The organism is Pseudomonas onubensis, assembly GCF_965653655.1.
Taxonomy (GTDB): domain Bacteria; phylum Pseudomonadota; class Gammaproteobacteria; order Pseudomonadales; family Pseudomonadaceae; genus Aquipseudomonas.
The window spans coordinates 18,922-40,784 of the sequence record NZ_CBFHAZ010000039.1; the positions used below are offsets into that span (position 1 = coordinate 18,922).

The 21,863-nt window shown below is 60.9% G+C and carries 19 protein-coding genes and 1 pseudogene; 13 read left to right on the top strand and 7 right to left on the bottom strand.

Annotated features, from left to right (window positions below):
* Window positions 1–118: 118 nt before the first annotated feature.
* Both gabT and ACTD9P_RS14955 read left to right on the top strand, forming a co-directional pair.
* Window positions 119–1,396 (top strand): 4-aminobutyrate--2-oxoglutarate transaminase, encoded by a 1,278-nt coding sequence (gene gabT / locus ACTD9P_RS14950; RefSeq protein ID WP_438868267.1) that lies wholly within the window; start codon window positions 119–121, stop codon window positions 1,394–1,396.
* A 139-nt stretch (window positions 1,397–1,535) separates the two neighbouring features.
* The gene (locus tag ACTD9P_RS14955; protein ID WP_438868268.1) at window positions 1,536–2,738 is read left to right on the top strand and encodes an HDOD domain-containing protein; all 1,203 of its coding nucleotides are present in this window, start codon (window positions 1,536–1,538) and stop codon (window positions 2,736–2,738) included.
* A 121-nt stretch (window positions 2,739–2,859) separates the two neighbouring features.
* On the opposite strand, the gene ACTD9P_RS14960 is transcribed toward ACTD9P_RS14955, so the two are convergent.
* Window positions 2,860–3,861, bottom strand: coding sequence for a sensor domain-containing diguanylate cyclase (locus tag ACTD9P_RS14960; protein ID WP_438868269.1), 1,002 nt, complete (start codon window positions 3,859–3,861; stop codon window positions 2,860–2,862).
* 313 nt (window positions 3,862–4,174) lie between these two features.
* Window positions 4,175–5,359 carry a delta-9 fatty acid desaturase DesA gene (gene desA / locus ACTD9P_RS14965; protein ID WP_017136693.1) on the bottom strand — a complete coding sequence of 395 codons (1,185 nt, stop codon included), beginning with the start codon at window positions 5,357–5,359 and terminating at the stop codon, window positions 4,175–4,177.
* A 166-nt stretch (window positions 5,360–5,525) separates the two neighbouring features.
* On the opposite strand from desA, the gene dibA reads away from it, so the two are divergent.
* The 6 genes from dibA to ACTD9P_RS14995 all read left to right on the top strand — a co-directional run bounded on the left by dibA (window position 5,526) and on the right by ACTD9P_RS14995 (window position 11,939).
* On the top strand, window positions 5,526–7,439 hold the full coding sequence (dibA, locus tag ACTD9P_RS14970; RefSeq protein ID WP_438868270.1) for a phosphodiesterase DibA: 1,914 nt from the start codon (window positions 5,526–5,528) through the stop codon (window positions 7,437–7,439).
* 300 nt (window positions 7,440–7,739) lie between these two features.
* Window positions 7,740–7,922 (top strand): sulfur starvation response protein OscA, encoded by a 183-nt coding sequence (gene oscA, locus ACTD9P_RS14975; protein ID WP_003170956.1) that lies wholly within the window; start codon window positions 7,740–7,742, stop codon window positions 7,920–7,922.
* Window positions 7,923–7,997: 75 nt separating this feature from the next.
* Window positions 7,998–9,008 carry a sulfate ABC transporter substrate-binding protein gene (locus ACTD9P_RS14980; RefSeq protein WP_438868271.1) on the top strand — a complete coding sequence of 337 codons (1,011 nt, stop codon included), beginning with the start codon at window positions 7,998–8,000 and terminating at the stop codon, window positions 9,006–9,008.
* A 242-nt stretch (window positions 9,009–9,250) separates the two neighbouring features.
* Window positions 9,251–10,069, top strand: coding sequence for a sulfate ABC transporter permease subunit CysT (cysT, locus tag ACTD9P_RS14985; RefSeq protein ID WP_017136695.1), 819 nt, complete (start codon window positions 9,251–9,253; stop codon window positions 10,067–10,069).
* A gap of 13 nt (window positions 10,070–10,082) precedes the next feature.
* Window positions 10,083–10,955: a sulfate ABC transporter permease subunit CysW gene (cysW, locus tag ACTD9P_RS14990; protein ID WP_017136696.1), complete on the top strand. Its 873-nt coding sequence runs from the start codon at window positions 10,083–10,085 to the stop codon at window positions 10,953–10,955.
* Between the two features lie 3 nt (window positions 10,956–10,958).
* Window positions 10,959–11,939, top strand: a complete 981-nt coding sequence (locus tag ACTD9P_RS14995) for a sulfate/molybdate ABC transporter ATP-binding protein (protein WP_065930891.1) — start codon at window positions 10,959–10,961, stop codon at window positions 11,937–11,939.
* Between the two features lie 140 nt (window positions 11,940–12,079).
* Here ACTD9P_RS14995 and ACTD9P_RS15000 read toward each other — a convergent pair.
* Window positions 12,080–12,583 (bottom strand): annotated as a pseudogene (locus tag ACTD9P_RS15000) (Mpo1 family 2-hydroxy fatty acid dioxygenase); the annotation flags it as partial.
* Window positions 12,584–12,666: 83 nt separating this feature from the next.
* Here ACTD9P_RS15000 and ACTD9P_RS15005 point away from each other — a divergent pair.
* Complete coding sequence (locus ACTD9P_RS15005) at window positions 12,667–13,353, top strand: Crp/Fnr family transcriptional regulator (RefSeq protein ID WP_438868272.1); 687 nt, start codon at window positions 12,667–12,669, stop codon at window positions 13,351–13,353.
* A gap of 38 nt (window positions 13,354–13,391) precedes the next feature.
* Complete coding sequence (locus ACTD9P_RS15010; protein ID WP_438868273.1) at window positions 13,392–13,757, top strand: response regulator; 366 nt, start codon at window positions 13,392–13,394, stop codon at window positions 13,755–13,757.
* A 134-nt stretch (window positions 13,758–13,891) separates the two neighbouring features.
* Here the strand turns inward: ACTD9P_RS15010 and ACTD9P_RS15015 are convergent, their stop codons facing one another.
* The gene (locus tag ACTD9P_RS15015) at window positions 13,892–14,896 is read right to left on the bottom strand and encodes an AraC family transcriptional regulator (protein WP_438868274.1); all 1,005 of its coding nucleotides are present in this window, start codon (window positions 14,894–14,896) and stop codon (window positions 13,892–13,894) included.
* Window positions 14,897–14,997: 101 nt separating this feature from the next.
* Between ACTD9P_RS15015 and ACTD9P_RS15020 the strand changes: the two genes are divergently transcribed.
* A complete protein-coding gene (locus ACTD9P_RS15020; RefSeq protein ID WP_438868275.1) occupies window positions 14,998–16,068 on the top strand; it encodes a fatty acid desaturase in 1,071 nt (356 codons plus the stop codon).
* Here ACTD9P_RS15020 and ACTD9P_RS15025 read toward each other — a convergent pair.
* Together ACTD9P_RS15025 and ACTD9P_RS15030 are read right to left on the bottom strand one after the other, a co-directional pair.
* Window positions 16,055–16,870: an ABC transporter ATP-binding protein gene (locus ACTD9P_RS15025; RefSeq protein WP_438868276.1), complete on the bottom strand. Its 816-nt coding sequence runs from the start codon at window positions 16,868–16,870 to the stop codon at window positions 16,055–16,057. The two genes, ACTD9P_RS15020 and ACTD9P_RS15025, sit on opposite strands and share 14 nt — an antisense overlap.
* Window positions 16,867–18,453: an ABC transporter permease gene (locus tag ACTD9P_RS15030; RefSeq protein ID WP_438868277.1), complete on the bottom strand. Its 1,587-nt coding sequence runs from the start codon at window positions 18,451–18,453 to the stop codon at window positions 16,867–16,869. Before ACTD9P_RS15030 ends, ACTD9P_RS15025 begins: the two co-directional genes overlap by 4 nt.
* A 279-nt stretch (window positions 18,454–18,732) precedes the next feature.
* On the opposite strand from ACTD9P_RS15030, the gene ACTD9P_RS15035 reads away from it, so the two are divergent.
* Window positions 18,733–19,734 (top strand): ABC transporter substrate-binding protein, encoded by a 1,002-nt coding sequence (locus tag ACTD9P_RS15035; RefSeq protein WP_438868278.1) that lies wholly within the window; start codon window positions 18,733–18,735, stop codon window positions 19,732–19,734.
* A gap of 81 nt (window positions 19,735–19,815) precedes the next feature.
* Here ACTD9P_RS15035 and ACTD9P_RS15040 read toward each other — a convergent pair whose 3' ends face one another.
* On the bottom strand, window positions 19,816–20,736 hold the full coding sequence (locus ACTD9P_RS15040; RefSeq protein WP_438868279.1) for a LysR family transcriptional regulator: 921 nt from the start codon (window positions 20,734–20,736) through the stop codon (window positions 19,816–19,818).
* Between the two features lie 181 nt (window positions 20,737–20,917).
* On the opposite strand from ACTD9P_RS15040, the gene ACTD9P_RS15045 reads away from it, so the two are divergent.
* On the top strand, window positions 20,918–21,823 hold the full coding sequence (locus ACTD9P_RS15045; protein ID WP_200431245.1) for a TauD/TfdA dioxygenase family protein: 906 nt from the start codon (window positions 20,918–20,920) through the stop codon (window positions 21,821–21,823).
* Window positions 21,824–21,863 lie beyond the last annotated feature (40 nt).

The window sequence follows — 21,863 nt, forward strand, 5'->3', positions numbered from 1 at the left end:
ACGTTATTCGTAGTGGCCGGGAAAGCTGTGGCAGTCGATCATCGCATGCTGCCGTAGTTGCCTCCCCGCCACGTATTCCTTGGACCACGCCACCCGATGAGTGGCGAATGAGGACTTTATGAGCAAGACCAACGCATCCCTGATGAAACGCCGCGAAGCCGCTGTACCGCGCGGTGTTGGCCAGATTCACCCGATCTTCGCCGAATCCGCGAAGAACGCCACCGTGACCGACGTTGAAGGTCGCGAGTTCATCGATTTCGCCGGCGGTATCGCCGTGTTGAACACCGGCCACGTACACCCGAAAATCATCGCGGCCGTGACCGAGCAACTGAACAAGCTGACTCACACCTGCTTCCAGGTACTGGCCTACGAGCCGTACGTGGAGCTGTGTGAAAAAATCAACGCCAAGGTGCCAGGTGATTTCGCCAAGAAAACCCTGCTGGTCACCACCGGTTCCGAAGCGGTCGAAAACGCCGTGAAAATCGCCCGCGCTGCCACTGGCCGTGCTGGGGTAATTGCCTTCACCGGTGCGTACCACGGCCGCACCATGATGACCTTGGGCCTCACTGGTAAAGTCGTGCCGTATTCGGCTGGCATGGGCCTGATGCCAGGCGGCGTGTTCCGCGCATTGTTCCCGAACGAACTGCACGGCGTGAGCGATGACGATGCCATCGCCAGCATCGAGCGCATCTTCAAGAACGATGCCGAGCCGCGTGATATCGCCGCCATCATCATCGAGCCGGTGCAGGGCGAAGGCGGTTTCTACGTCGCGCCTAAATCCTTCATGAAGCGCCTGCGCGAACTGTGCGACAAGCACGGCATCCTGCTGATCGCCGACGAAGTGCAAACCGGTGCCGGCCGTACCGGTACCTTCTTCGCCATGGAACAGATGGGCGTTGCCGCCGACCTGACCACCTTCGCCAAATCCATCGCGGGCGGTTTCCCGCTGGCCGGTGTGTGCGGCAAGGCTGAATACATGGACGCCATTGCCCCAGGCGGCCTGGGCGGCACTTACGCTGGTAGCCCGATCGCTTGCGCTGCTGCGCTGGCGGTGATGGAAGTGTTCGAAGAAGAGCACCTGCTGGACCGCTGCAAGGCGGTTGGCGAGCGCTTGGTGACGGGCCTCAAAGCCATTCAAGCCAAGTACTCGGTGATCGGTGAAGTGCGCGCCCTGGGCGCGATGATCGCGGTGGAGCTGTTCGAAGATGGCGACAGCCACAAGCCGAACGCGGCTGCCGTGGCTTCCGTGGTGGCCAAGGCACGTGACAAGGGCCTGATCCTGCTGTCTTGCGGCACCTACGGCAACGTGTTGCGCGTACTGGTGCCGCTGACCTCGCCGGACGAGCAATTGGACAAAGGTTTGGCGATCATTGAAGAGTGCTTCTCCGAGCTCTAAGCGGATGCTGACTTGATCGACAGAAAAAACCCGCCTCGGCGGGTTTTTTTGTGCCCGATGCAGCACATTCAGGCCATGTTCATTGTACGTAGGTAGCGTGATTGTCTAAGGTGCAAGCATTGCCGATGGAGCGTGCTGGATGACTGCTGTTGATTTACCCGCTGTACCCCGCGTGTTGATTGCCGAGGCGGACCCTTGGTCGCGCGACCTGCTCAAGCAAGTGTTGTTGAATGTGCGCTGCGACGCGCGGCTGGATGTGTGTGCCGATGGCCAGGAAGCGGCCACGCTGTTGCGAGACAAAACCTACGACCTGGTCCTGGCGGATTGGGAGTTGCCTGGCATCGATGGCCTGAGCCTGCTGCGCAGCGTGCGCCAGAAGCACCGTTCGCTGCCGTTTATTCTGCTGAGCAGTCGCAATGACAGCGCCAGCGTGCGCGAAGCCTTGCCGCTGGCGCCCACGGCGTACCTGACCAAACCCCTGAACATGGAAGGCCTGACCCAGCGCCTGCAAGACCTGCTGCTCAATGAAGGCGAAAGTGTGTATTGCGAGATACCGCCGCTGGCGCCGGGCATGACCTTGCCGGCCTTTCTGGAGCGCCGCCGCGACGTCTGCGATGGCGCGCCGCTGCGCGTCGATGTGAAAGCCGCCGTGCAGCACAGTCTCGCCCCGGAAGGTCTGGACCTCAAGCAGCTGGAAGAACAGGTAAAAACCGACCCGCAAATCACCGCTGTATTGATCGCCGCCGCCAACAGCGCTGGCTATCACGGCACGCCGGTGCAGACCTTGTCCGCTGCGCTGCAAAAGCTCGCGGCCGGGCAGAGCATGAACCTGATCCTGGGCCTGGCGCTCAAGCACAACGTAGTGCTGGGTGACCCGTCGCTGGTGGCCTACGCCGAGCGCCATTGGCAGTTGTCCCAGGACACCGCCGAATACGCCCGCCGCCTGGCGCGCATGCTGGAGCTGGACCACGAACGTTGCTACTGCGCGGGCATTCTGCATCGGCTGGGTGACTTGGCCCTCTTACGCTGCCTGGAAGACTGGCGCCAGGGTGGCGGTGCGCTGGATGACGAAGTAATTGGCGAATCCCTGTTCACCTTTGGCGCCGCCTACGGTTCGGCGTTGCGCACCCGCTGGCGCTTGCCGCTGGAGTTGCGGCAGTTGATTGCGGCGACCTATTCACTTGAAGGCGGGGTGTATTCGCGCGATGCGCTGGTGGTGAACCTGGCGGCGCAGATGGCGCGCCTGACCGAGCATGAGGGGCTGGAAGCGCTGGCAAAGGGCAAGACCGCGCGGCTGCTCAAGGTGGGCTTGTCGGAGCTGACGCGGGTGCGCAAGGCCTAGCTGGCAGCGAGGAACCCATGTGGGAGCGGGCTTGCTCGCGAATGCGGTGGATCAGTCAATATTTTCGGTGGCTGGCACACCGCATTCGCGAGCAAGCCCGCTCCCACATTTTGACCGAGTCCTAACCTTCTATAACGCGGTTTTTGCCTTGGCGCTTGGCTTCGTACATGGCGGCATCGGCCCGTGCGAACAGGCTGTCCAGGGTTGAGTCGTCTTCGCGCAGGTTGGCCAGGCCTTGGCTGACGGTCACGGTAAAGTCCCGGCCTTCAAAGCTGAAACTCAGGGCCTGGATCTCTTTGCCGAGCCGTTCGGCCACTTGCAACGCCATGTGGGGTGCACATCCAGGCAGTACGGCGGCGAACTCTTCGCCGCCAATGCGCCCGAACAGGTCGCCACGGCGCAGTACGCCGCGACCGCTCTCGGCGATACGCCGCAACACCTGATCGCCTTCCAGGTGGCCGTAGCTGTCGTTGACGTCTTTGAAGTCATCGATGTCCAGCAGCAGGAACGCCAGTGGGGCGCCTTGGGCGCAGGCGCTGTCGAACGCCTGGTTGGCGCATTCGAAAAAGTGCCTGCGGTTGCTGCTTTGGGTCAGCACGTCAGTGGTGGCGAGTCGGTGCAGCTCCAACTCCATGTGCTTTTTTTCGGTGATGTCTTCGGCCATGCCCACCACAATCACTGGCTTGCCGGGTTCGACCTGCTGGTTGATATAGCACTTGTCGCTCAGCCAGCGAATCTGCCCATTGGCGGTGATGATGCGGTACTCGCGGTCCTCCACGGCGCCGTCTTCCAGCACGCGGGCCAGGCTGTGTTCGGCGTAGTCGAGGTCTTCGGGGTGAATGCTGTTGCGCCATTCGCGGTGGTCGGCGAGCAGTAAACCGGCGGATCGGCCAAACACCCGCTCGTAGGCCGGGCTCACGTACAGCACGCGACGGGTTTCCCAATCGATGGCCCACAGCACGGCATTCACGCTGACCAACAGCGAGCTGAGCAGTTGTTCGCGTTCACTCAGCCGTTCGACTTCACCCTGGGCATGCATCAACGCCAACAGGGTGGCCGCCGCAGCCGGGCGCGGGTGCTCAGCGACGGGCGCATCGGTTGAATAGGGCTTTTCGGGAACCATCGGCACAACTCTCTCTGGGCACGCCGCAGGATGGAGCAGCGGTCAGTGCAAGGGCCACCATGATGGCGAAGTGTTCCTTGAGAGAGGGGATTTGCGGTGAAGTTCCGTGAACGGGCTGACTAAGAAATGGCGTCAGAAACCAGTGGCAAGCCAAACTCGAGGTTCAGCTGTTGCAGATCAATTGACAGCAAGCACCGTACCTGTGGCGAGCGAGCTTGCTCGCGCTGGACTGCGCAGCAGGCCCAGATTTGGGGCCGCTTCGCGGCCCAGCGGGAGCAAGCTCCCTCGCCACAGGAGGGCTGTGAAGACCGGGTCAGACCGCTGCAGGGCGCAGCGAGTAGGTCTTCAACTGGTGGGCAAAATCGCGCAGGGACTGAATACCGCTGGCCTCAGCCTCGTGCACCCATTCCTTGATTGCCGCCAGCATGTCGTGGCCATTGGTGCTGGTCTTGAGCCAGATCTGCTGCAGTGCCAGGCGCTTCTCGTAGATCACGGTCAGCGCGTGGCTGTGTTCGAGCATGCTCTGGATGCGCACGTGATGGCGGTCATCCAGCAGGCTGGTTTCACGCGACAGCAGGCGCTTGGCACGGTGGAACTGGTGGCGTACCGAATGATCGACCTTTTCCAGCTCCTGCTTGACCAGTGGGCCGATCACCAACTTGCGGTACTGGGCCATGATCTGGAAGCGGTTGTTGAGGATCGCCATGGCGGTGTCCATGTCCAGGTGCCCTTTGCCTTCCACGCGATGCGCGATGGGCGCGACGCGTTGCACCTTGGCCAGGCGCAGGAAGCTGAACACTTTGATCCATGCCCAACCCAGGTCGAATTCCCACTTTTTCACCGACAGCTTGGCCGAGTTCGGGTAGGTGTGGTGGTTGTTGTGCAGCTCTTCGCCGCCGACGATGATGCCCCACGGCACCAGGTTGGTGGCGGCGTCACGGCACTCGAAGTTGCGATAACCGACCGCATGGCCCAGGCCGTTGATGACGCCGGCGGCCCAGAACGGGATCCACATCATCTGGATCGCCCAGATGGTGATGCCGATGGTGCCGAACAGCAGCAGATCGATGACGCCCATGATCGCCACGCCCAGCAGCGGGTAAGGCGTATAGATTTTGCGTTCGATCCAGTCATCCGGGCAGTTTTTGCCGTAGATGCGCAGGGTCTCGGGGTTCTCGGCCTCGGCGCGGTACAGCTCGGCGCCTTTGCGCAGCACGGTGGACAAACCCTTGATGACCGGGCTGTGCGGGTCGTCGACGGTTTCGCACTTGGCGTGGTGTTTGCGGTGGATGGCGGTCCACTCGCGGGTGTTCTGCGCCGTGGTCAACCACAGCCAGAAGCGGAAGAAGTGTTTCAGGCCGGCATTGAGCTCCAGGGAGCGATGGGCTGAATAACGGTGCAGATAGACCGTGACCCCAACAATGGTCACGTGGGTCATCAACAGCGTGACTGCCACCAGTTGCCAGGCTGACAGGTCAAGAAAACCGTTGTACCACATAGGCTGTATGGCCCTCAGATAAAGAAAAAAACAGCTCACGCATTATCACTAAGCCTACAGAGAAAACCAGCCGCCCTTTCAGATAGGAGTGACTGGATGTTTCTTATTCTATAATCCGCAGCCTTTGTAGGGCGATTTTGTTTTTTGGGTAAGGATTACTGACCATATGCTGTTTTCGTACCGAGGTGCCCTGCGTGTGGGGCTGGTATACCTGCTGGTTTCCATTGTGTGGCTCCAGCTCAGCAACCAGCTATTGATCAACTTTCTCGATGACCCGAGGCAGTTAGGGCGCTGGCTGCAGGTGCGCGGCTATGTGTGGGTGGCCCTCAGCGCGGCAGTCATTTACCTGATTTGTGCGCGTTTTGCCCGCACCCACCGGTTGCAGCAACCCTTGAAAGAAAACCGCGAACGCCTGCAACAGGCCGCCGCCGTGTTCGATTGCACCCGCGAAGGCGTACTGGTCACCGACGCCCAGGGGCTGATCGTGCATGTGAACCGGGCCTTTATGGAGATCACCGGCTACAGCCGTGAGGACGTGATGGGCGAGCGGCCGAGCCTGTTCAAGTCCGGGCGCCATTCGTCGAGTTTTTATCAACAGATGTTCCAGACCCTCGAACGCACCGGCGAATGGAGCGGCGAAATCTGGAACCGGCGTAAAAGCGGTGAAATTTATCCACAGTGGCAAACCATCCGAGTTATCCACAATGACCAAGGCCAGGTCAGCCATTACGTCGCGGTGTTTTCCGACATCAGCGCCATCAAGGACTCCGAGCACGAACTGGCGCACCTGGCCCACCACGACCCGCTCACCGACCTGCCCAACCGCCTGCTGTTCACTGACCGCGCCGAGCAGGCGTTGGCCTCGGCGCAAGTGCACAAACGCGGCTGCGCGTTGCTGTTGATGGACCTGGACCACTTTAAGATCATCAACGACAGCCTCGGCCATAACGTCGGTGACCAGTTGCTCAAGGCCGTTGGCGAGCGGTTAAAAGGCCTGTTTGGCCCCGGCGTGACCCTGGCGCGCCTCGGCGGCGATGAGTTCGCCGTGTTGGCCGAAAGTTGTCCACAGGTGGTGCAGGCCGCCGCGCTGGCACAGCGCATGCTCGATGCGATGAAAGAGCCGTTTGTGTTCGACGGCAACCAGTTGTTTATCAGCGCCAGCATCGGCATCAGCCTGTTCCCCAGTGATGCTTTGAGCGCCGAACAACTGCTGCGCAACGCCGACTCCGCACTGTTCAAAGCCAAGAGCGCCGGCCGCGAAGGTTATGCGCTGTACACCGAAGAACTGACGGCCCACGCCCAGCACCGCGTGGAAATCGCCAGCGAACTGCGCCGCGCCCTCGATCAGCAAGAGCTGCGGGTGTACTACCAGCCCGTGCACGACCTGCAAGACAGTCGCCTGGTCGGCGTCGAAGCCCTGGTGCGCTGGCAACACCCGGAGCGCGGCCTGGTGCCGCCGGGCGAATTTATCCCGATTGCCGAACGCACCGGGCTGATTGCCGACATCGATGCCTGGGTGATGGACCAGGCCTGCCGCCAGATGGGCCAATGGTTGGCCGATGGCGCGCCGTTGAGCTTTATTGCGGTGAATGTCTCCAGCCGTTTGTTTGCCCGGCGTGAACTGTATGAGCAAGTCGCTCAGGTGCTGCACACCACTGGCCTGGATCCTGCTTATCTGGAACTGGAAGTCACCGAAAGCGCGGTGATGGAAGACCCGGAAGTCGCCCTTGAACAACTGCACCGCCTGCGCGGGCTGGGCTTGCGCCTGGCCATTGATGACTTTGGCACCGGTTATTCGTCACTGCTGCGCCTCAAGCGCCTGCCGGTGCAGAAGCTCAAGATCGACCAGGGGTTTGTCGCCGGGTTGCCGTGGGATGAGGACGACGCCGCGATTGTGCGCGTGGTGATCGCCTTGGCAAAAAGCATGGGCATGCAGGTTCACGCCGAAGGCATTGAACAGGTGGAGCAGGCGCGGTTTTTGCTGGAGCAGGAGTGTGATTTGGGCCAAGGGTATTGGTTTGGCCGGCCAGTGCCGGCGCAAGAAATGGATTGGGCCAGGTCACCGCCCATCAGCACTTGAAATACGATTAAATGTGGGAGCGGGCTTGCTCGCGAAAGCGGACTGTCAGTCAAGACATGTGTGGCTGATTTACCGCATTCGCGAGCAAGCCCGCTTCCACATTTGGATCTCGGCATGCCTTATTTTCTGCGCTGAACTCGTAAATACCCGCGCAACCCCACGTCCTGTCAGAAAATTCTTTCTGGTTATATAAACATTCTTAAATAGTATTTTTAAGAATATCCGCGCTTATCTACTATCGCCCTCACGCCGCAAGCAGTGCCGCCACTGCCAGGCACTATTTATTTCAGGAGCGAGACCATGAGCGCATCTCTACGTAGCGTCGACGGCCAGGACGAAGCAGCCATTTTGCGTGAGATCCAGAGCGCCTTGCGCGACCTGCGGTTTGGCGCGGTGGAAATCACTGTGCATAACGCCCAAGTGGTACAGATCGAACGCAAGGAAAAATTCCGTTTGCAGAACCCGGGTAACAAACCGAGCTAAGCATCAACGGCGATTCGCATGCTGGACCCGCAACTATAAGAAAAAGCCAACACCCAAGAATTTTCAGGAGCTTCTATGTCGTCGATTCGCCGTTATGCCCTGGCTGCACTGGCCAGTGCCGTGTTTGCCGGTTCCGCCGTTGCCAAGGACTACGAGTTGCTCAACGTCTCGTATGACCCGACCCGTGAGCTGTACCAGGACTACAACGCTGAGTTCACCAGCTTCTGGAAACAGTCCCACCCTGGCGACAACGTCAAGATCCAGCAATCCCACGGTGGCTCGGGCAAGCAAGGCCGTGCGGTGATCGACGGTCTGCGCGCCGACGTAGTGACCCTGGCCCTGGCCGGCGACATCGATGAAATCGCCAAGCTGGGCAAGACCCTGCCGGAAAACTGGCAAACCCGCCTGCCGGATGCGAGCACCCCGTACACCTCGACCATCGTGTTCCTGGTGCGCAAGGGCAACCCTAAAGGCATCAAGGACTGGGGCGACCTGATCAAGAAAGACGTTTCGGTTATCACGCCTAACCCGAAAACCTCCGGCGGTGCGCGCTGGAACTTCCTCGCCGCGTGGGCCTACGGCCTCAAATCCGGCGGCAGCGAAGCCAAGGCCCAGGAATACGTGAAAGAGCTGTTCAAGCACGTGCCGATCCTCGACACCGGCGCTCGCGGTTCGACCATCACCTTCGTCAACAACGGTCAGGGTGATGTGCTGCTGGCCTGGGAAAACGAGGCATTCCTGGCACTCAAAGAAGACGGCGGCGCCGACAAGTTCGATATCGTTGTGCCGTCCCTGTCGATCCTCGCGGAGCCGCCGGTTGCCGTGGTCGACAAAAACGCCGAGAAAAAGGGCAATACCGAGATCGCCACCGAATACCTCAAGCACCTGTACAGCCCGGCTGGCCAGGAGATTGCGGCGAAAAACTTTTACCGCCCACGCGATGAGAAAGTCGCCGCCAAATATGCCCAGCAGTTCCCGAAACTGGACCTGGTGACTATCGACAAAGACTTCGGCGGCTGGAAAACTGCCCAACCGAAATTCTTTAACGACGGTGGTGTGTTCGACCAGATCTACACGGCGCAGTAAGCCAAATTACCTGTAGGAGCCCGTTTTCAGTGGCAAGGCTCCTACTGTGGCGAGGGAGCTTGCTCCCGTTGGAGTGCGAAGCGCTCCCAAACCGGTGTCCGCGTTGCATCTGATGCATTTCGGCGCGTGGTGTTGGGGCTGCTTCGCAGCCCAGCGGGAGCAAGCTCCCTCGCCACAGTAGGTCACCTTTGCCGATGTGGCGTGCTCCTACAGCGGTGTTTACCCTTTAACCAAGGACTCTTATGTCGCGTCGTATTTCCCCCGTCATACCCGGCTTCGGGCTGACGCTGGGCTACACCGTGGTGTACCTCAGCCTGATCGTACTCATCCCCCTGGCGGCGATGTTTGTACACGCCGCTCAACTCACTTGGGATCAGTTCTGGGCCATCATTACCGCACCGCGGGTGCTGGCGGCGTTAAAACTGAGCTTCGGCACCGCGTTCGTCGCGGCGATCATCAACGGCGTGATCGGCACACTGCTGGCCTGGGTGCTGGTGCGTTATACCTTCCCCGGCCGCAAGGTCATCGATGCGATGATCGACTTGCCGTTTGCCCTGCCCACCGCCGTGGCCGGTATTGCCCTTACGGCGCTGTACGCACCGGCCGGCCTGGTCGGGCAATTCGCAACCGACCTGGGCTTTAAAATCGCCTACACCCCAATCGGCATCACCCTGGCTTTGACCTTCGTCACCTTGCCCTTCGTGGTGCGTACGGTGCAGCCGGTGCTCGCCGATATCCCGCGTGAAATCGAAGAAGCTGCCGCCTGCCTGGGTGCCAAGCCCTTACAGGTGTTCCGCTACATCCTCGTACCTGCATTGCTGCCCGCCTGGCTGACCGGTTTCGCGCTGGCCTTCGCCCGTGGCGTGGGTGAGTACGGTTCGGTGATCTTCATCGCCGGCAACATGCCGATGAAAACCGAGATTCTGCCGTTGCTGATCATGGTCAAACTCGACCAATACGACTACACCGGCGCCACCGCCATCGGCGTGATGATGCTGGTGGTTTCCTTTGTCCTGCTGCTGCTTATCAACTTGCTGCAGCGGCGCATCGAAACCCCATAAGGAGGCGCGGAACATGTCCCAATCGTCTATTTCCGCTGCGTCCTCGGCCAACGCTGCCCGTCGTGGCAGCGCGGTGTCGCGTCGCATCCTGATCACACTGGGCTGGCTGGTGTTCGCGCTGTTCCTGCTGCTGCCGCTGTTTATCGTGGTGTCCCAGGGCTTGAAGAACGGCCTCGGCGCGTTCTTCACGGCGATCCTTGAGCCGGACGCGCTGTCGGCACTCAAGCTCACGGTGATCGCCGTGGTGATTTCGGTGCCGCTCAACCTGGTGTTTGGCGTCAGCGCCGCGTGGTGCGTGAGCAAGTACTCGTTCCGTGGCAAGAGCATTCTGGTCACGCTGATCGACCTGCCGTTCTCGGTGTCGCCGGTGATCGCGGGCCTGGTCTATGTGCTGATGTTCGGCGCCCAGGGCTTCTTCGGCCCGTGGCTGCAAGACCATGACATCCAGATCGTGTTTGCCCTGCCGGGCATTGTGCTGGCGACCATCTTCGTGACGGTGCCGTTCGTGGCCCGTGAACTGATTCCGCTGATGCAGGAACAGGGCACCCAGGAAGAAGAAGCCGCACGCCTTTTGGGTGCCAATGGCTGGCAGATGTTCTGGCATGTGACCGTGCCGAACATCAAGTGGGGCCTGATCTACGGCGTGGTGTTGTGTACCGCGCGGGCGATGGGTGAGTTCGGCGCGGTGTCGGTGGTGTCCGGCCACATTCGCGGCGTGACCAACACCTTGCCGCTGCACGTCGAGATCCTCTACAACGAATACAACCACGTTGCCGCGTTTGCCGTCGCGAGCCTGTTGCTGATCCTGGCGCTCTTCATCCTGCTGCTCAAGCAGTGGAGCGAGAACCGTATCAACCGCCTGCGCAACAGCGCCGGTGAGGAATAAGTCATGTCGATCGAAGTCCGTAATGTCAGCAAGAATTTCAACGCCTTCAAGGCCCTGAACAGCATCAATCTGGACATCCAGAGTGGCGAGCTGGTGGCGTTGCTGGGCCCGTCCGGCTGCGGCAAGACCACCTTGCTGCGCATCATCGCCGGCCTGGAAACCCCGGATGACGGCAGCATCGTGTTCCACGGTGAAGACGTGTCCGGCCACGACGTGCGTGATCGCAACGTCGGCTTTGTGTTCCAGCACTACGCGTTGTTCCGCCACATGACCGTGTTCGACAACGTTGCCTTCGGCCTGCGCATGAAGCCGAAAAACCAGCGCCCGAGCGAAAGCCAGATTGCGGTCAAGGTGCATGAGCTGTTGAACATGGTGCAGCTTGATTGGCTGTCGGATCGCTACCCGGAACAACTCTCCGGCGGCCAGCGCCAGCGTATCGCCCTGGCCCGCGCCCTGGCGGTAGAACCCAAAGTGCTGTTGCTGGACGAACCCTTCGGCGCCCTCGACGCCAAGGTGCGTAAAGAGCTGCGCCGCTGGCTGGCGCGCCTGCACGAAGACATCAACCTCACCTCCGTGTTCGTGACCCACGACCAGGAAGAGGCTATGGAAGTTGCCGACCGCATCGTGGTGATGAACAAGGGCGTGATCGAGCAGATCGGCTCACCGGGCGAAGTCTACGAAAACCCGGCGAGCGATTTTGTGTATCACTTCCTCGGTGATTCCAACCGTCTGCATCTGGGCGAAGACAAGCACGTGCTGTTCCGCCCGCATGAAGTGTCGCTGTCGCGCCATGAGCTGGAAGATCACCACGCGGCGCAAGTGCGCGATATTCGCCCGCTCGGCGCCACCACGCGGGTGACGCTCAAGGTCGAAGGCCAAAGCGAGTTGATCGAGGCCGAAGTGGTCAAAGACCACGACAGCCTGACCGGCCTGGCGCGTGGCGAGACCTTGTTCTTCAAGCCCAAGGTCTGGCAAAAAGCCTGACCCTCCGATCGTTCCCACGCTCTGCGTGGGAACGCCTCTTGTGACGCTCTGCGTCACGCTTTGGGACGCGGAGCGTCCTGGGCTGCATTCCCACGCAGAGCGTGGGAACGATCATGTGGGAGCTGGCTTGGCTTTAGATCGCGGCGTTCTACCGGCCCCGAGCGCTGTTCAATCTGCTCTTTAAGGTCATGCCGCAACCCCAGCACAAACGCCAACTCCGCCACCACAAACAACGGCCCCACAATCAGCCCCGACACATCGTCCACAAACGCCGGCTTCCTGCCTTCGTAATAGTGCCCGACAAACTGAATCACCCAGCCCACCACAAACATACCGATGCCGCTGCTCAGCCACACCAGCGTGCTCTGCGCCGCCAGCGCATGCCCGGCCCATACCGACAAGCCCATCAACACCGTCATCAGCAGGCCCAGCGCCAGTTCCAGGCGCAAGTAAAACCACGCCGAAAACAGCGCGAGTAGCACCGCCGGCGATATCCACAGGCTGCCGACGGCCCATTCCGGGCGCGACAACAGCACCGCCACGGCGACCACAATCAACGGGATGCCGACAAAGTGGCTGGCGATATTGCGCGGGTCGCGGTGGTAGGCGGCGTATTGGCTGAGGTGGTCGACGAGGCTTTTCATTGTTGTTCCTCCTGTAGGATGCTTGATCATGCCCTGCCAGCCTGCGATTGACTGTCAGCTGGGCGACAATCTTCGGAGTGCTCATGGACACAGAGAAATGGCGTACTCGCTTGGCCTCTGGCCACTGGTTCAGCCACCTGCCTGAGCCTTTTCAGCATAGCCTGCTGGCCCACGCCCGGCAGCGGCAGCTGGCGGCGGGGCAAACCCTGTTCAAGCGTGGTGACCCACCCTGTGGCCTGTACGCGGTGCTCGACGGCGCCTTGCGCATCAGCGCGGTGAATGAGCACGGCAAGGAAGCACTGTTGAGCCTGGTGGAATCACCCTTTTGGCTGGGTGAGATTTGCCTGTTCGACGGCCTGCCTCGCACCCATGACGCCTGCGCCGTCGGGCCGTGTACGCTGCTGCAGGTGCCACAGCAGGCGCTGCTGAATATCCTCAATGAAAGCCCGCAGTACTGGCGCGACCTGGCGTTGTTGATGAGCCAGAAACTGCGCCTGAGTTTTATCAATATCGAGCAACTGAGCCTGATGCCGGCCTCGGTGCGCCTGGCCCATCGGTTGTTGATGATCGTTGAGGGTTACGGCGAGGCGGAGTATTCAAAAAGCGTGCTGCAACTGCCCCAGGAAGACCTGGCCGCGATGTTGAGCCTGTCACGCCAGACCACCAACGCCTTGCTCAAGGACCTGCAGGCCCAAGGCATCGTGCGCCTGGGTTACGGCGAGATCGAAATCCTCGACGCCCGGCGACTGCGTGAGGCGGCGCACACCTGAGGGTGTTAGCCTGCAAACCTGATTAATCGAGGTGTGTTATGCGCGTGCTGTTAGTGGAACATGAATCCGAAGAGGCACAGCGGATGGCCCAGGGCTTGAACGAGGCCAGTTACAGCGTCGAAGTCGCGGCCAATGGCATGGCGGCGTTGCGCCTGGTTGAAAGCACTGAGTACGACCTGGTGATCCTGGATGTGATGCTGCCAGGCCTGAATGCCTGGAAATTGCAGCAGGCGATTCGGTTGAAGGGTGAGACTCCGGTGCTGTTCCTGACCACGCCGGGCGGGATTGAAGACCGCTTGCGTGGGCTGGAACTGCATGAGGATGATTATTTGCTCAAGCCGTTTGATGCCAAGGTACTTGTCGCGCGAGCCAGGAAGTTACTGCGTCGGGATCGTGGGCGCTGATTGATCCGGGATTTGCTGCGCCTGAACTACCGCTTTCGCGAGCAAGCCCGCTCCCACATTTTGATTTGTAAACACAGTTAAATGTGGGAGCGGGCTTGCTCGCGAAGAGGCCATCAAAAACACCAAACATCCCTCTAACGCAACCCATCGCGAAACTGCCCCGGCGTCACCCCCGTCCAGCGCTTGAACGCTCGGCTGAAACTGCTGGTATCGGCAAACCCAAGCAAATAACTGATCTCGGCCAATGAGCAGTGCGGATCACGCAAGTGCAGCAGCGCCAGATTCTCGCGGCACTCGTTAAGCAACGCATCAAACCGACAGCCTTCATCCGCCAAATGCCGCTGCAAGCTGCGCAGGCTCAGGTGCAACGCCTGGGCAATGCGCTCGGCACTCGGCTCGCCCTCCGGTAATTGTTCCTCGATCGCCCTGCGCACCTTGCGCTCCCAAGTCAGCGGTTGCAGTTGGGCAAGAGTGCGCTTGAGCACGGTTTCGTTGTGCTCGGCCAATTCGGGGTTGGCGTCATCCAGGTGGCTGTCGAAGTCCTGGGCGGAAAATTCAAGACGGTCTTCCTCGGCAGCGAAAAACACCGGTGCGCGAAATACCGTGTGCCAGGGTTTTGGATCCGCCGGTTCCGGCCGCCGCAGGTACACTGCCAACGGCGCGTAGTCACGGCCCAGGCGATTACGGCAGGTGCGCACATAGATCGCTGCAAACGCATCAATCGCTTCCAGCGCGGGTGCCGGGCTGTCCGCAGGTTTCAGCAGACGAAAGCGGTAACGCTCGCCATCTCGGCTAAGCTCCAGGGTCAGCGCATCGCTGACCACCTGGTGATACCGCACGATGCGCTCAAACACCTCACGCAAGCTGCCGCTGGCCACCAGTGCATAACCCAGCGCATGGAAGGTGGTGGGGCTGACGAACCGCGACACCCGCAACCCAATCGCCGGGTCGCCACTGGCCTGCACCGCCAGTTCCCACAAGCGCGTGGTGGCCGACAGCGGGTAACGCGCATTCGGGTCGTCCATCTGCTGCGGGTCGAGCCCGGCCTCGATGCACAGCGCGGCGCTGTCCAGGTTGAGGGCGTCGAGCTGCTTGCGCAGGGCGCGGGTCCAACTGGCGAGGGAGGTGGGTTCAGTCATGGTGATTGGCGCTTGCGGTCAACAGGTTGGCGTCCGGGGCTAGCGTCCGGCCCGATCGCTTGGGGCAGGATGGACGTATCACTTAACAAGAGGATGGGAGCATGGACGGTACTTCTGCAAGTCCCCAACAGATGAACGCGCAACAGCGCTCGGCAAAAATCCGCGAAGTGGTGCTCGCCGAAGGCCTGCGGTTGCGCCAACAGCACCCCTGGCTACTGCATCAGGACGCATTGGGCGCGGGCATCCTGGCCTTTGCCTTGCTCGGCATGCTTGGCTCGGCGGCGCTCTATATCACCGGCCATATGGCCTGGTGGGCGTGTTTGCTGCTCAATGCCTTCCTCGCTTCGCTGACCCACGAGCTGGAACACGACCTGATCCACAGCATGTACTTTCGCAAGCAACGTGTGCCACACAACCTGATGATGGGCCTGGTGTGGCTGGCGCGGCCGAGCACCATAAACCCGTGGATACGCCGGCATTTGCACCTTAACCACCACAAGGTGTCCGGCACCGAAACCGATATGGAAGAGCGCGCCATCACCAATGGCGAGCCCTGGGGGTTCGCGCGGTTGCTGATGGTGGGGGATAACCTGATGTCAGCGTTTATCCGTATGTTGCGGGCCAAAACCTGGAGTCACAAACTCAAGATCCTCAAACGCTCGCTGCTGGTGTACGCACCGCTGGCGCTGCTGCATTGGGGCGCGTGGTATGTGTTTCTGGGTTTTCATGCCGCCAATGGCATCGCCAGCCTGATGGGCGCGCCCATCGCCTGGTCCGCCGGCACCTTGCAGATGATGCAGGTGATCGATATCGCCGCCGTGGTGATCATCGGCCCTAACGTGCTGCGCACTTTTTGCCTGCATTTTGTCAGCTCCAACATGCACTATTACGGCGATGTGGAACTGGGCAACGTGATCCAGCAGACCCAAGTGCTGAACCCCTGGTGGATGTGGCCGTTGCAGGCGTTCTGCTTCAATTTTGGCAGCACCCATGGCATCCACCATTTTGTGGTGAAGGAGCCGTTCTACATCCGTCAGATGACCGCCAAGGTGGCGCACAAGGTGATGCGCGAGATGGGCGTGCGCTTCAATGATATCGGCACATTTACTCGCGCCAATCGGCTTGAGCGCCAGGAACGGCCGGACGCCGAACTGGCTTTCAGCAAGCAATAAACGCCAGCGGCAGGTCGCGGATCTGTTCGCGCAGCGGCGGCTGGTAGTGGTCGTCGCTGATCAGCTCATGCAGCAGCTCTTCGCGCAGTTGGTGGAACTCGAAGCTGCTGCGCTGGCGCGGATGGGGCAGGGCGATGTCCACCACCTGCTTGATACGCCCAGGTCGCGGCTCCATCACCACCACGCGGTCGGCCAGAAAAATCGCTTCTTCCACATCGTGGGTCACCAGCACCGTGGTGATTTTGGCGCGGGCGCGAATGGCCAACAGCTCGTCTTGCATCTGCTGACGGGTCAGCGCATCGAGGGCGCCGAACGGCTCGTCCAGCAGCAGAATACGCGGGCTGGCCACCAGGCCACGGGCGATTGCCACACGCTGCGCCATGCCGCCGGACAGCTGATGCGGATAAGCGCGGGTAAAGTCGGTAAGGCCCACCAATTCGATAAAGTCACCGATGCGCCGGTTGCGCTCAGCCTCGCTCAACGGCTCGTTGACCAGGCCCAGGCCGATGTTTTCTGCGACGGTCAGCCAGGGGAATAACCGGTGCTCCTGGAACACGATGCCGCGTTCGCCGCCGATACCCTTTACGGCGTGGCCGTCCACCCGAATCTCGCCACGAAACTGCGTATCCAGCCCCACCAGCAGGCGCAGCAGGGTGGATTTGCCGCAGCCGCTTGCGCCCACAATCGCCACAAACTCGCCCTCGGCAATGTCCAGGTTGAATTCGCGAATCGCCTCCAGCTCAAAGCCGTCGACGTCAAAGGTCTTGCCCACATGGTTGAAGCTGACGATAGGTGCGTTCATGCGTGTCTCCAGCGCGTGGCGCGGGTTTCGATGCGTTGGCCGATAAGGTTGAGAGCGGCGCCGGTGAGGCCGACCAGCAGCATGCCGGCCATGATCAGGTCCATGCGCAGCAACTGTTGGGCGCCGATCATCAGGCTGCCGATGCCGCCATTGGAGGGCATGAAATACTCCGCGCCGATGGTGCCCAGCCAGGCATAGATCAGGCTCAGGCGCAGGCCGGCGAAGATCCCCGCCGCCGCGCCCGGCAGCACCAGACGGCGCAGGCGCTGGAACAGGTTCAGACGCAGCACTTGTGCGGCTTCGTGCAACTGTGGCGACAGGTTCAACACGCTGCGCTGCGTGGCGATAAACAGCGGAAAAAACGCCGCCAGGGCGATAAACACCCACTTGGCCAATTCACCCAGGCCGAACCAGGCGGTGAGTAATGGCACCCAGGCGAAAATCGCGATCTGACGCAGTGCGGCCAACGTCGGCCCGAGTACTCGCTCGCTGCGTCGCGACAAACCCAGCCACAAGCCCATGGCAAACCCCAGGCCGGCGCCAAGCAGCAAGCCACCCAGCGTGCGGCCGAGGCTTTTGCCCAATGCGCCGGACAGGCTGCCATCCAGCACACCTGCGCCTGTGGTTTGCAGCACGGCCCATGGGCTGACCAGAATATTCGGGTCGACCCAAGCGAGATCCGTCGCCACCTGCCACAACGCCAGCAAGAGCAGCGGCAACAACCACGGTTGCAGGCGTTGCCACCCTTGATAGCGCGGGCCACGCCGAATCTGCGCGGTGGCCGGGTGCGGCCAGTGCACCCATTTGCGGTCCAGCCAGCCGATGCCGCGATCCATCACCACGCCCAGCACACCGATGACCACGATGCACACGAAGACGATATCGAGCATGAACAACTGGCGTGCCCAGACCATCAGGTAGCCGATGCCTTCGCTGGAGGCCAGCAACTCCACGGCCAGCAACGAGGTCCAGCCCGCCGCCAGCGCCAGGCGCACACCGGCCATGAAGGCCGGCAATGCAGCGGGCAGGATCAGCCGACGAATCAGCAGGTGAGTGGGCAGGCGCAGCACGCGGGCAGCTTCACGCAGGTTGGGTTGCGCGTCACGCACGCCGACCAGCGTGTGCAGGGTGACGGGCACCACAATCGCCTTCACCAGCACCACCAGTTTCAAGGTTTCGCCGATGCCGAAAAACACCATGAACAACGGGATCCAGGCCAGGGTCGGCACTTGCGACAACGCGCTGAACGTGGGGAACACCAAGCGTTCGGCGCGCGCGCTGAAACCTAATAGCGCGCCCAATAAGGCTCCCGCGCCGATACCGGCCAACAGTCCCCAGCACAAACGCTGCAAGCTGATCGCCAGGTTGCTCCATAGCTCGCCGCCGGCCAGTTCCACGGCGCTGCTCCACACCAGTGAAGGTGCGGGCAAAATTTGTTCGCTCATCCACTGATGACGGCTGGCCAACCACCACAGCGCAAACAAAGCCAGCGGTAAGAACCAGGGCAGCAGACGCTCACTGAGCAAGGGCCAGCGCGGCGCGGGGGCTGGAAGAGGCAGGCTCAACTGTGAAGTGCGGGCCATGGCAGACCTCCCTCGGCGTTATGTGATTTTGATCTTATAAAAATTGAATCAAGATGATTGTGAGATAAGAAAAATCATTTAAAGCCTCTGCCCAGCACGCATCCAATGCATTCGAAGAATATTTTCGATGCTGTTTATGCATACGCCTCTGGAACCGGCGTTTCTGCTCATATAGTCCAAAAAGCTATTAAATTGTGAATTTATAGTATTTAAAGTTTTGCTCGGGCTATGCCTACTTTCTGCTCCCCAGGCGACCGTCGCCCACCAGGAGCTGCGCTTATGAAACTGCCCTTCAAACGTCTGATCAGCCTGTTCGCGGGCACCGCGCTGGCCGGGTTGGTACACGCCGCCGACCTCAAGGAAATCCGCATCGCCGTGCCCGACCTGAGTGCCGGCAGCCAGCACAGCGGCGGCGGTATAACGGATGTATTGCGCGAGCAGCAGATCTTCGAAAAGGCCTTTGCCGACCAAGGCATCAAGATTCAGTGGAATTACTTCAAGGGCGCCGGTCCCGTGATCAATGAAGCCTTCGCCAATGGCCAGGTAGACCTGGCCTACCTGGGCGATCTGGCGGCGATCATCGGTCGCTCCAATGGGCTGGACACGCGTTTGCTCAGCGCCACGGCACGTGACGTCAAGCAGTACCTGGGCGTGGTGCCGGGCTCGGGGATCAAGACCCTGCAAGACCTCAAGGGCAAACGTGTGGCGGTGTTCCGTGGCACGGCCAGCCAGTTGTCGTTCGACAGTGCATTGGCCAGCCAGGGCTTGAATGAAAAGGACTTGAAAGTCATCAACCTGGATTTCAACGCGGCGGGTGCGGCATTGGCCGCCAAGCAGATTGATGCGACTTGGGGCGGTTCGAACCTGACGGCGTTGCAGGCCAAAGGGCTGGCGGAAATACCGCTTACCACCAAGGACCTCGGCGGTGCCGGCAGCGTCCAGGCGGTGCTGGTGGGCAGCAAACAATTTGTCGATGAACACCCTGATGCGATGGCCAAGCTGCTCAAGGCCCAGCAGCAAGCGGTGCAATGGTTGACCACCGACAGCAACAAGCAGGCCTATATCGAGTTGGTGTCGGGGCGTGCCAGTTATCCGCCGGTGATCCTGACCAACGACTTGAAAGACCAGCAGCTCAGCGAGATTTTCCCGGCGACGCTGGATCCGGTGTTCCTGGGCAAGTTGCAGGGTGCGGTGGACTTGGCGTCCAAGGAACGGTTGATTCGCAAGTCGTTTCAGGTGAGTGACTGGGTGGCGCCGAACCTGGCGGCCGCGGGGCTCTGACAGAGGTGGGTTAAGACAGTTGTTCCCACATTTGGAATGCATTCCAACCTGTGGGAGCGGGCTTGCTCGCGAAGAGGCCCATCAAACCGCCACACTCACCTCCTGCCTATCTACCTCAACCAGCGTCTCAATCATCGCCTTCGCCGCCGGCGACAACCTCGACCCCGTGCGGCTGACGATCCCGCACCGTGCACTCATGGTCTCCATGTTCTGCGGCAGGTTGCGCCAGTGCAGCAGCACCAGCGAACCCTGTGCGATGTCCTCGGCAAAGGCTTCCTCGGTGCCCACGCCGATGGCATTCGATTGCAGCACGATTTTTGCCAGCGCCGGGAAGTGTTCAGTCTGAATGCTGGGTGAAAAGTCCATGCGCCCACTCAGGTTCGCCAGCAGTTTACGAATGCCCTGGGAGATCAGCGGCGAGGCCAGCGGGTAGTCGAACATGTCGTTGGTCGACAGGCTGTCCTTGGCCAGCAACGGGTGCCCCGGGCGGCAGAAAAACACGCCGCGCTTGGGCGTCAATGCGCGGGTCTGGAAGTTCGGGTCGGCCTCGAACTGGCGGATGTCGGCGATAAAAAACTCGATCTCCTCGCGGCTCAAGGCGCGGCTGAGTTTCTCCCAGTTATCCACCTGGAAACGGGTGCGGATTTTCGGGTGCGCGCCGATAAACCGCGCCACTGCATCCGGCACCAGTTTTACCGCTGGCGCCGGGCCGCAACCAAAGCGCAGGTCGCCGGCGTCGAGCTTGGTCATGCGCGTGACTTCACTACTCAGCAGCGCCGCGCCGTGCACCAGGGTCAAGGCATGTTGCAGCACCACCTGGCCCTCTGGCGTGGGGCGCAGGTCCTTGTGGCCACGGTCGACCAGCACGCAGCCGAACTCCTGTTCCAGCCCTTGGATGCTGCGGCTGAACGCCGGCTGGGTGATGCCCATGGCGTCGGCTGCGCGCACGAAACTGCGGTGTTCGTTGAGGGCGATGAAGTACCGAAGTTGGCGAAGATCCATATGCTTTCCCGGCATTTGAAAAATAGGTCGAAGGCATTTGCGACCGTGGGAGCTGAGGTTTTAAATGCAAGCTCTTATTCCGTCAACGAAGCATTGGTTCATTTGCTAGATCTAAAATGCATATGAATAGAGCGTTGCAGGAAAGCATCCCACCATCAGCAGGCACATGAGGGTCATCACAATGAGCAACGCCGCATTAGCTGTTCAACCCGTCGCCCAGGCGCTCGACATCCACCCGGTGGCCGGCCGCATCGGCGCCGAGATCCGTGGCATCAAACTCTCCGGTGACCTGGATGCCGCCACCGTCGAGGCCATCCAGCAAGCGCTGGTGCAGTACAAAGTGATCTTCTTCCGCGAACAAACCCACCTTGATGACCAGAGCCAGGAAGCCTTCGCGCACCTGCTCGGCGAGCCGATCGCACACCCGACGGTGCCGGTGCGCGACGGCACGCGCTTCCTGCTGGAACTGGATGGCGCCCGTGGCCAGCGCGCCAATTCCTGGCACACCGACGTGACCTTCGTGGATGCCTACCCGAAAGCCTCGATCCTGCGTTCGGTGCTGGCGCCAAAATCCGGTGGCGACACGGTGTGGGCCAACACGGCCGCCGCCTACAACGACCTCAGCGTCGACCTGCGCGCACTCGCCGACAACCTGTGGGCCGTGCACAGCAACGAGTACGACTATGCTGGGCGCAAGCCGGATGTGTCGGTAGAAAAGCTCGAGGAATACCGCAAAATCTTTACCTCCACCGTGTATGAAACCGAGCACCCAGTGGTGCGTGTACACCCGGTCAGCGGCGAAAAAACCTTGCTGCTGGGCCATTTCGTCAAACGCCTCAAAGGCTATTCCCAGACCGAATCGGCGCAGCTGTTCAACCTGCTGCAAGGCCACGTCACCCGCCTGGAAAACACCGTGCGCTGGCGCTGGAACACCGGCGACGTGGCGATCTGGGACAACCGCGCGACTCAGCATTACGCGGTGGACGACTACGGCACCCAGGAGCGCATCGTTCGCCGGGTCACGCTCAAGGGCGATGTGCCGGTGAGTGTGCAAGGGCAGCGCAGCCAGACCACAAAGGGATTATGAGTTAAGTTGCAGATCAAAAATGTGGGAGCGGGCTTGCTCG

Excerpts from the sequence above, each read along its gene's own strand:
- gabT (WP_438868267.1), top strand. The coding sequence starts at position 119 with ATGAGCAAGACCAACGCATCCCTGATGAAACGCCGCGAAGCCGCTGTA.
- ACTD9P_RS14955 (WP_438868268.1), top strand. The coding sequence starts at position 1,536 with ATGACTGCTGTTGATTTACCCGCTGTACCCCGCGTGTTGATTGCCGAG.
- ACTD9P_RS14960 (WP_438868269.1), bottom strand. The coding sequence starts at position 3,861 with ATGGTTCCCGAAAAGCCCTATTCAACCGATGCGCCCGTCGCTGAGCAC.
- desA (WP_017136693.1), bottom strand. The coding sequence starts at position 5,359 with ATGTGGTACAACGGTTTTCTTGACCTGTCAGCCTGGCAACTGGTGGCA.
- dibA (WP_438868270.1), top strand. The coding sequence starts at position 5,526 with ATGCTGTTTTCGTACCGAGGTGCCCTGCGTGTGGGGCTGGTATACCTG.
- oscA (WP_003170956.1), top strand. The coding sequence starts at position 7,740 with ATGAGCGCATCTCTACGTAGCGTCGACGGCCAGGACGAAGCAGCCATT.
- ACTD9P_RS14980 (WP_438868271.1), top strand. The coding sequence starts at position 7,998 with ATGTCGTCGATTCGCCGTTATGCCCTGGCTGCACTGGCCAGTGCCGTG.
- cysT (WP_017136695.1), top strand. The coding sequence starts at position 9,251 with ATGTCGCGTCGTATTTCCCCCGTCATACCCGGCTTCGGGCTGACGCTG.
- cysW (WP_017136696.1), top strand. The coding sequence starts at position 10,083 with ATGTCCCAATCGTCTATTTCCGCTGCGTCCTCGGCCAACGCTGCCCGT.
- ACTD9P_RS14995 (WP_065930891.1), top strand. The coding sequence starts at position 10,959 with ATGTCGATCGAAGTCCGTAATGTCAGCAAGAATTTCAACGCCTTCAAG.
- ACTD9P_RS15005 (WP_438868272.1), top strand. The coding sequence starts at position 12,667 with ATGGACACAGAGAAATGGCGTACTCGCTTGGCCTCTGGCCACTGGTTC.
- ACTD9P_RS15010 (WP_438868273.1), top strand. The coding sequence starts at position 13,392 with ATGCGCGTGCTGTTAGTGGAACATGAATCCGAAGAGGCACAGCGGATG.
- ACTD9P_RS15015 (WP_438868274.1), bottom strand. The coding sequence starts at position 14,896 with ATGACTGAACCCACCTCCCTCGCCAGTTGGACCCGCGCCCTGCGCAAG.
- ACTD9P_RS15020 (WP_438868275.1), top strand. The coding sequence starts at position 14,998 with ATGGACGGTACTTCTGCAAGTCCCCAACAGATGAACGCGCAACAGCGC.
- ACTD9P_RS15025 (WP_438868276.1), bottom strand. The coding sequence starts at position 16,870 with ATGAACGCACCTATCGTCAGCTTCAACCATGTGGGCAAGACCTTTGAC.
- ACTD9P_RS15030 (WP_438868277.1), bottom strand. The coding sequence starts at position 18,453 with ATGGCCCGCACTTCACAGTTGAGCCTGCCTCTTCCAGCCCCCGCGCCG.
- ACTD9P_RS15035 (WP_438868278.1), top strand. The coding sequence starts at position 18,733 with ATGAAACTGCCCTTCAAACGTCTGATCAGCCTGTTCGCGGGCACCGCG.
- ACTD9P_RS15040 (WP_438868279.1), bottom strand. The coding sequence starts at position 20,736 with ATGGATCTTCGCCAACTTCGGTACTTCATCGCCCTCAACGAACACCGC.
- ACTD9P_RS15045 (WP_200431245.1), top strand. The coding sequence starts at position 20,918 with ATGAGCAACGCCGCATTAGCTGTTCAACCCGTCGCCCAGGCGCTCGAC.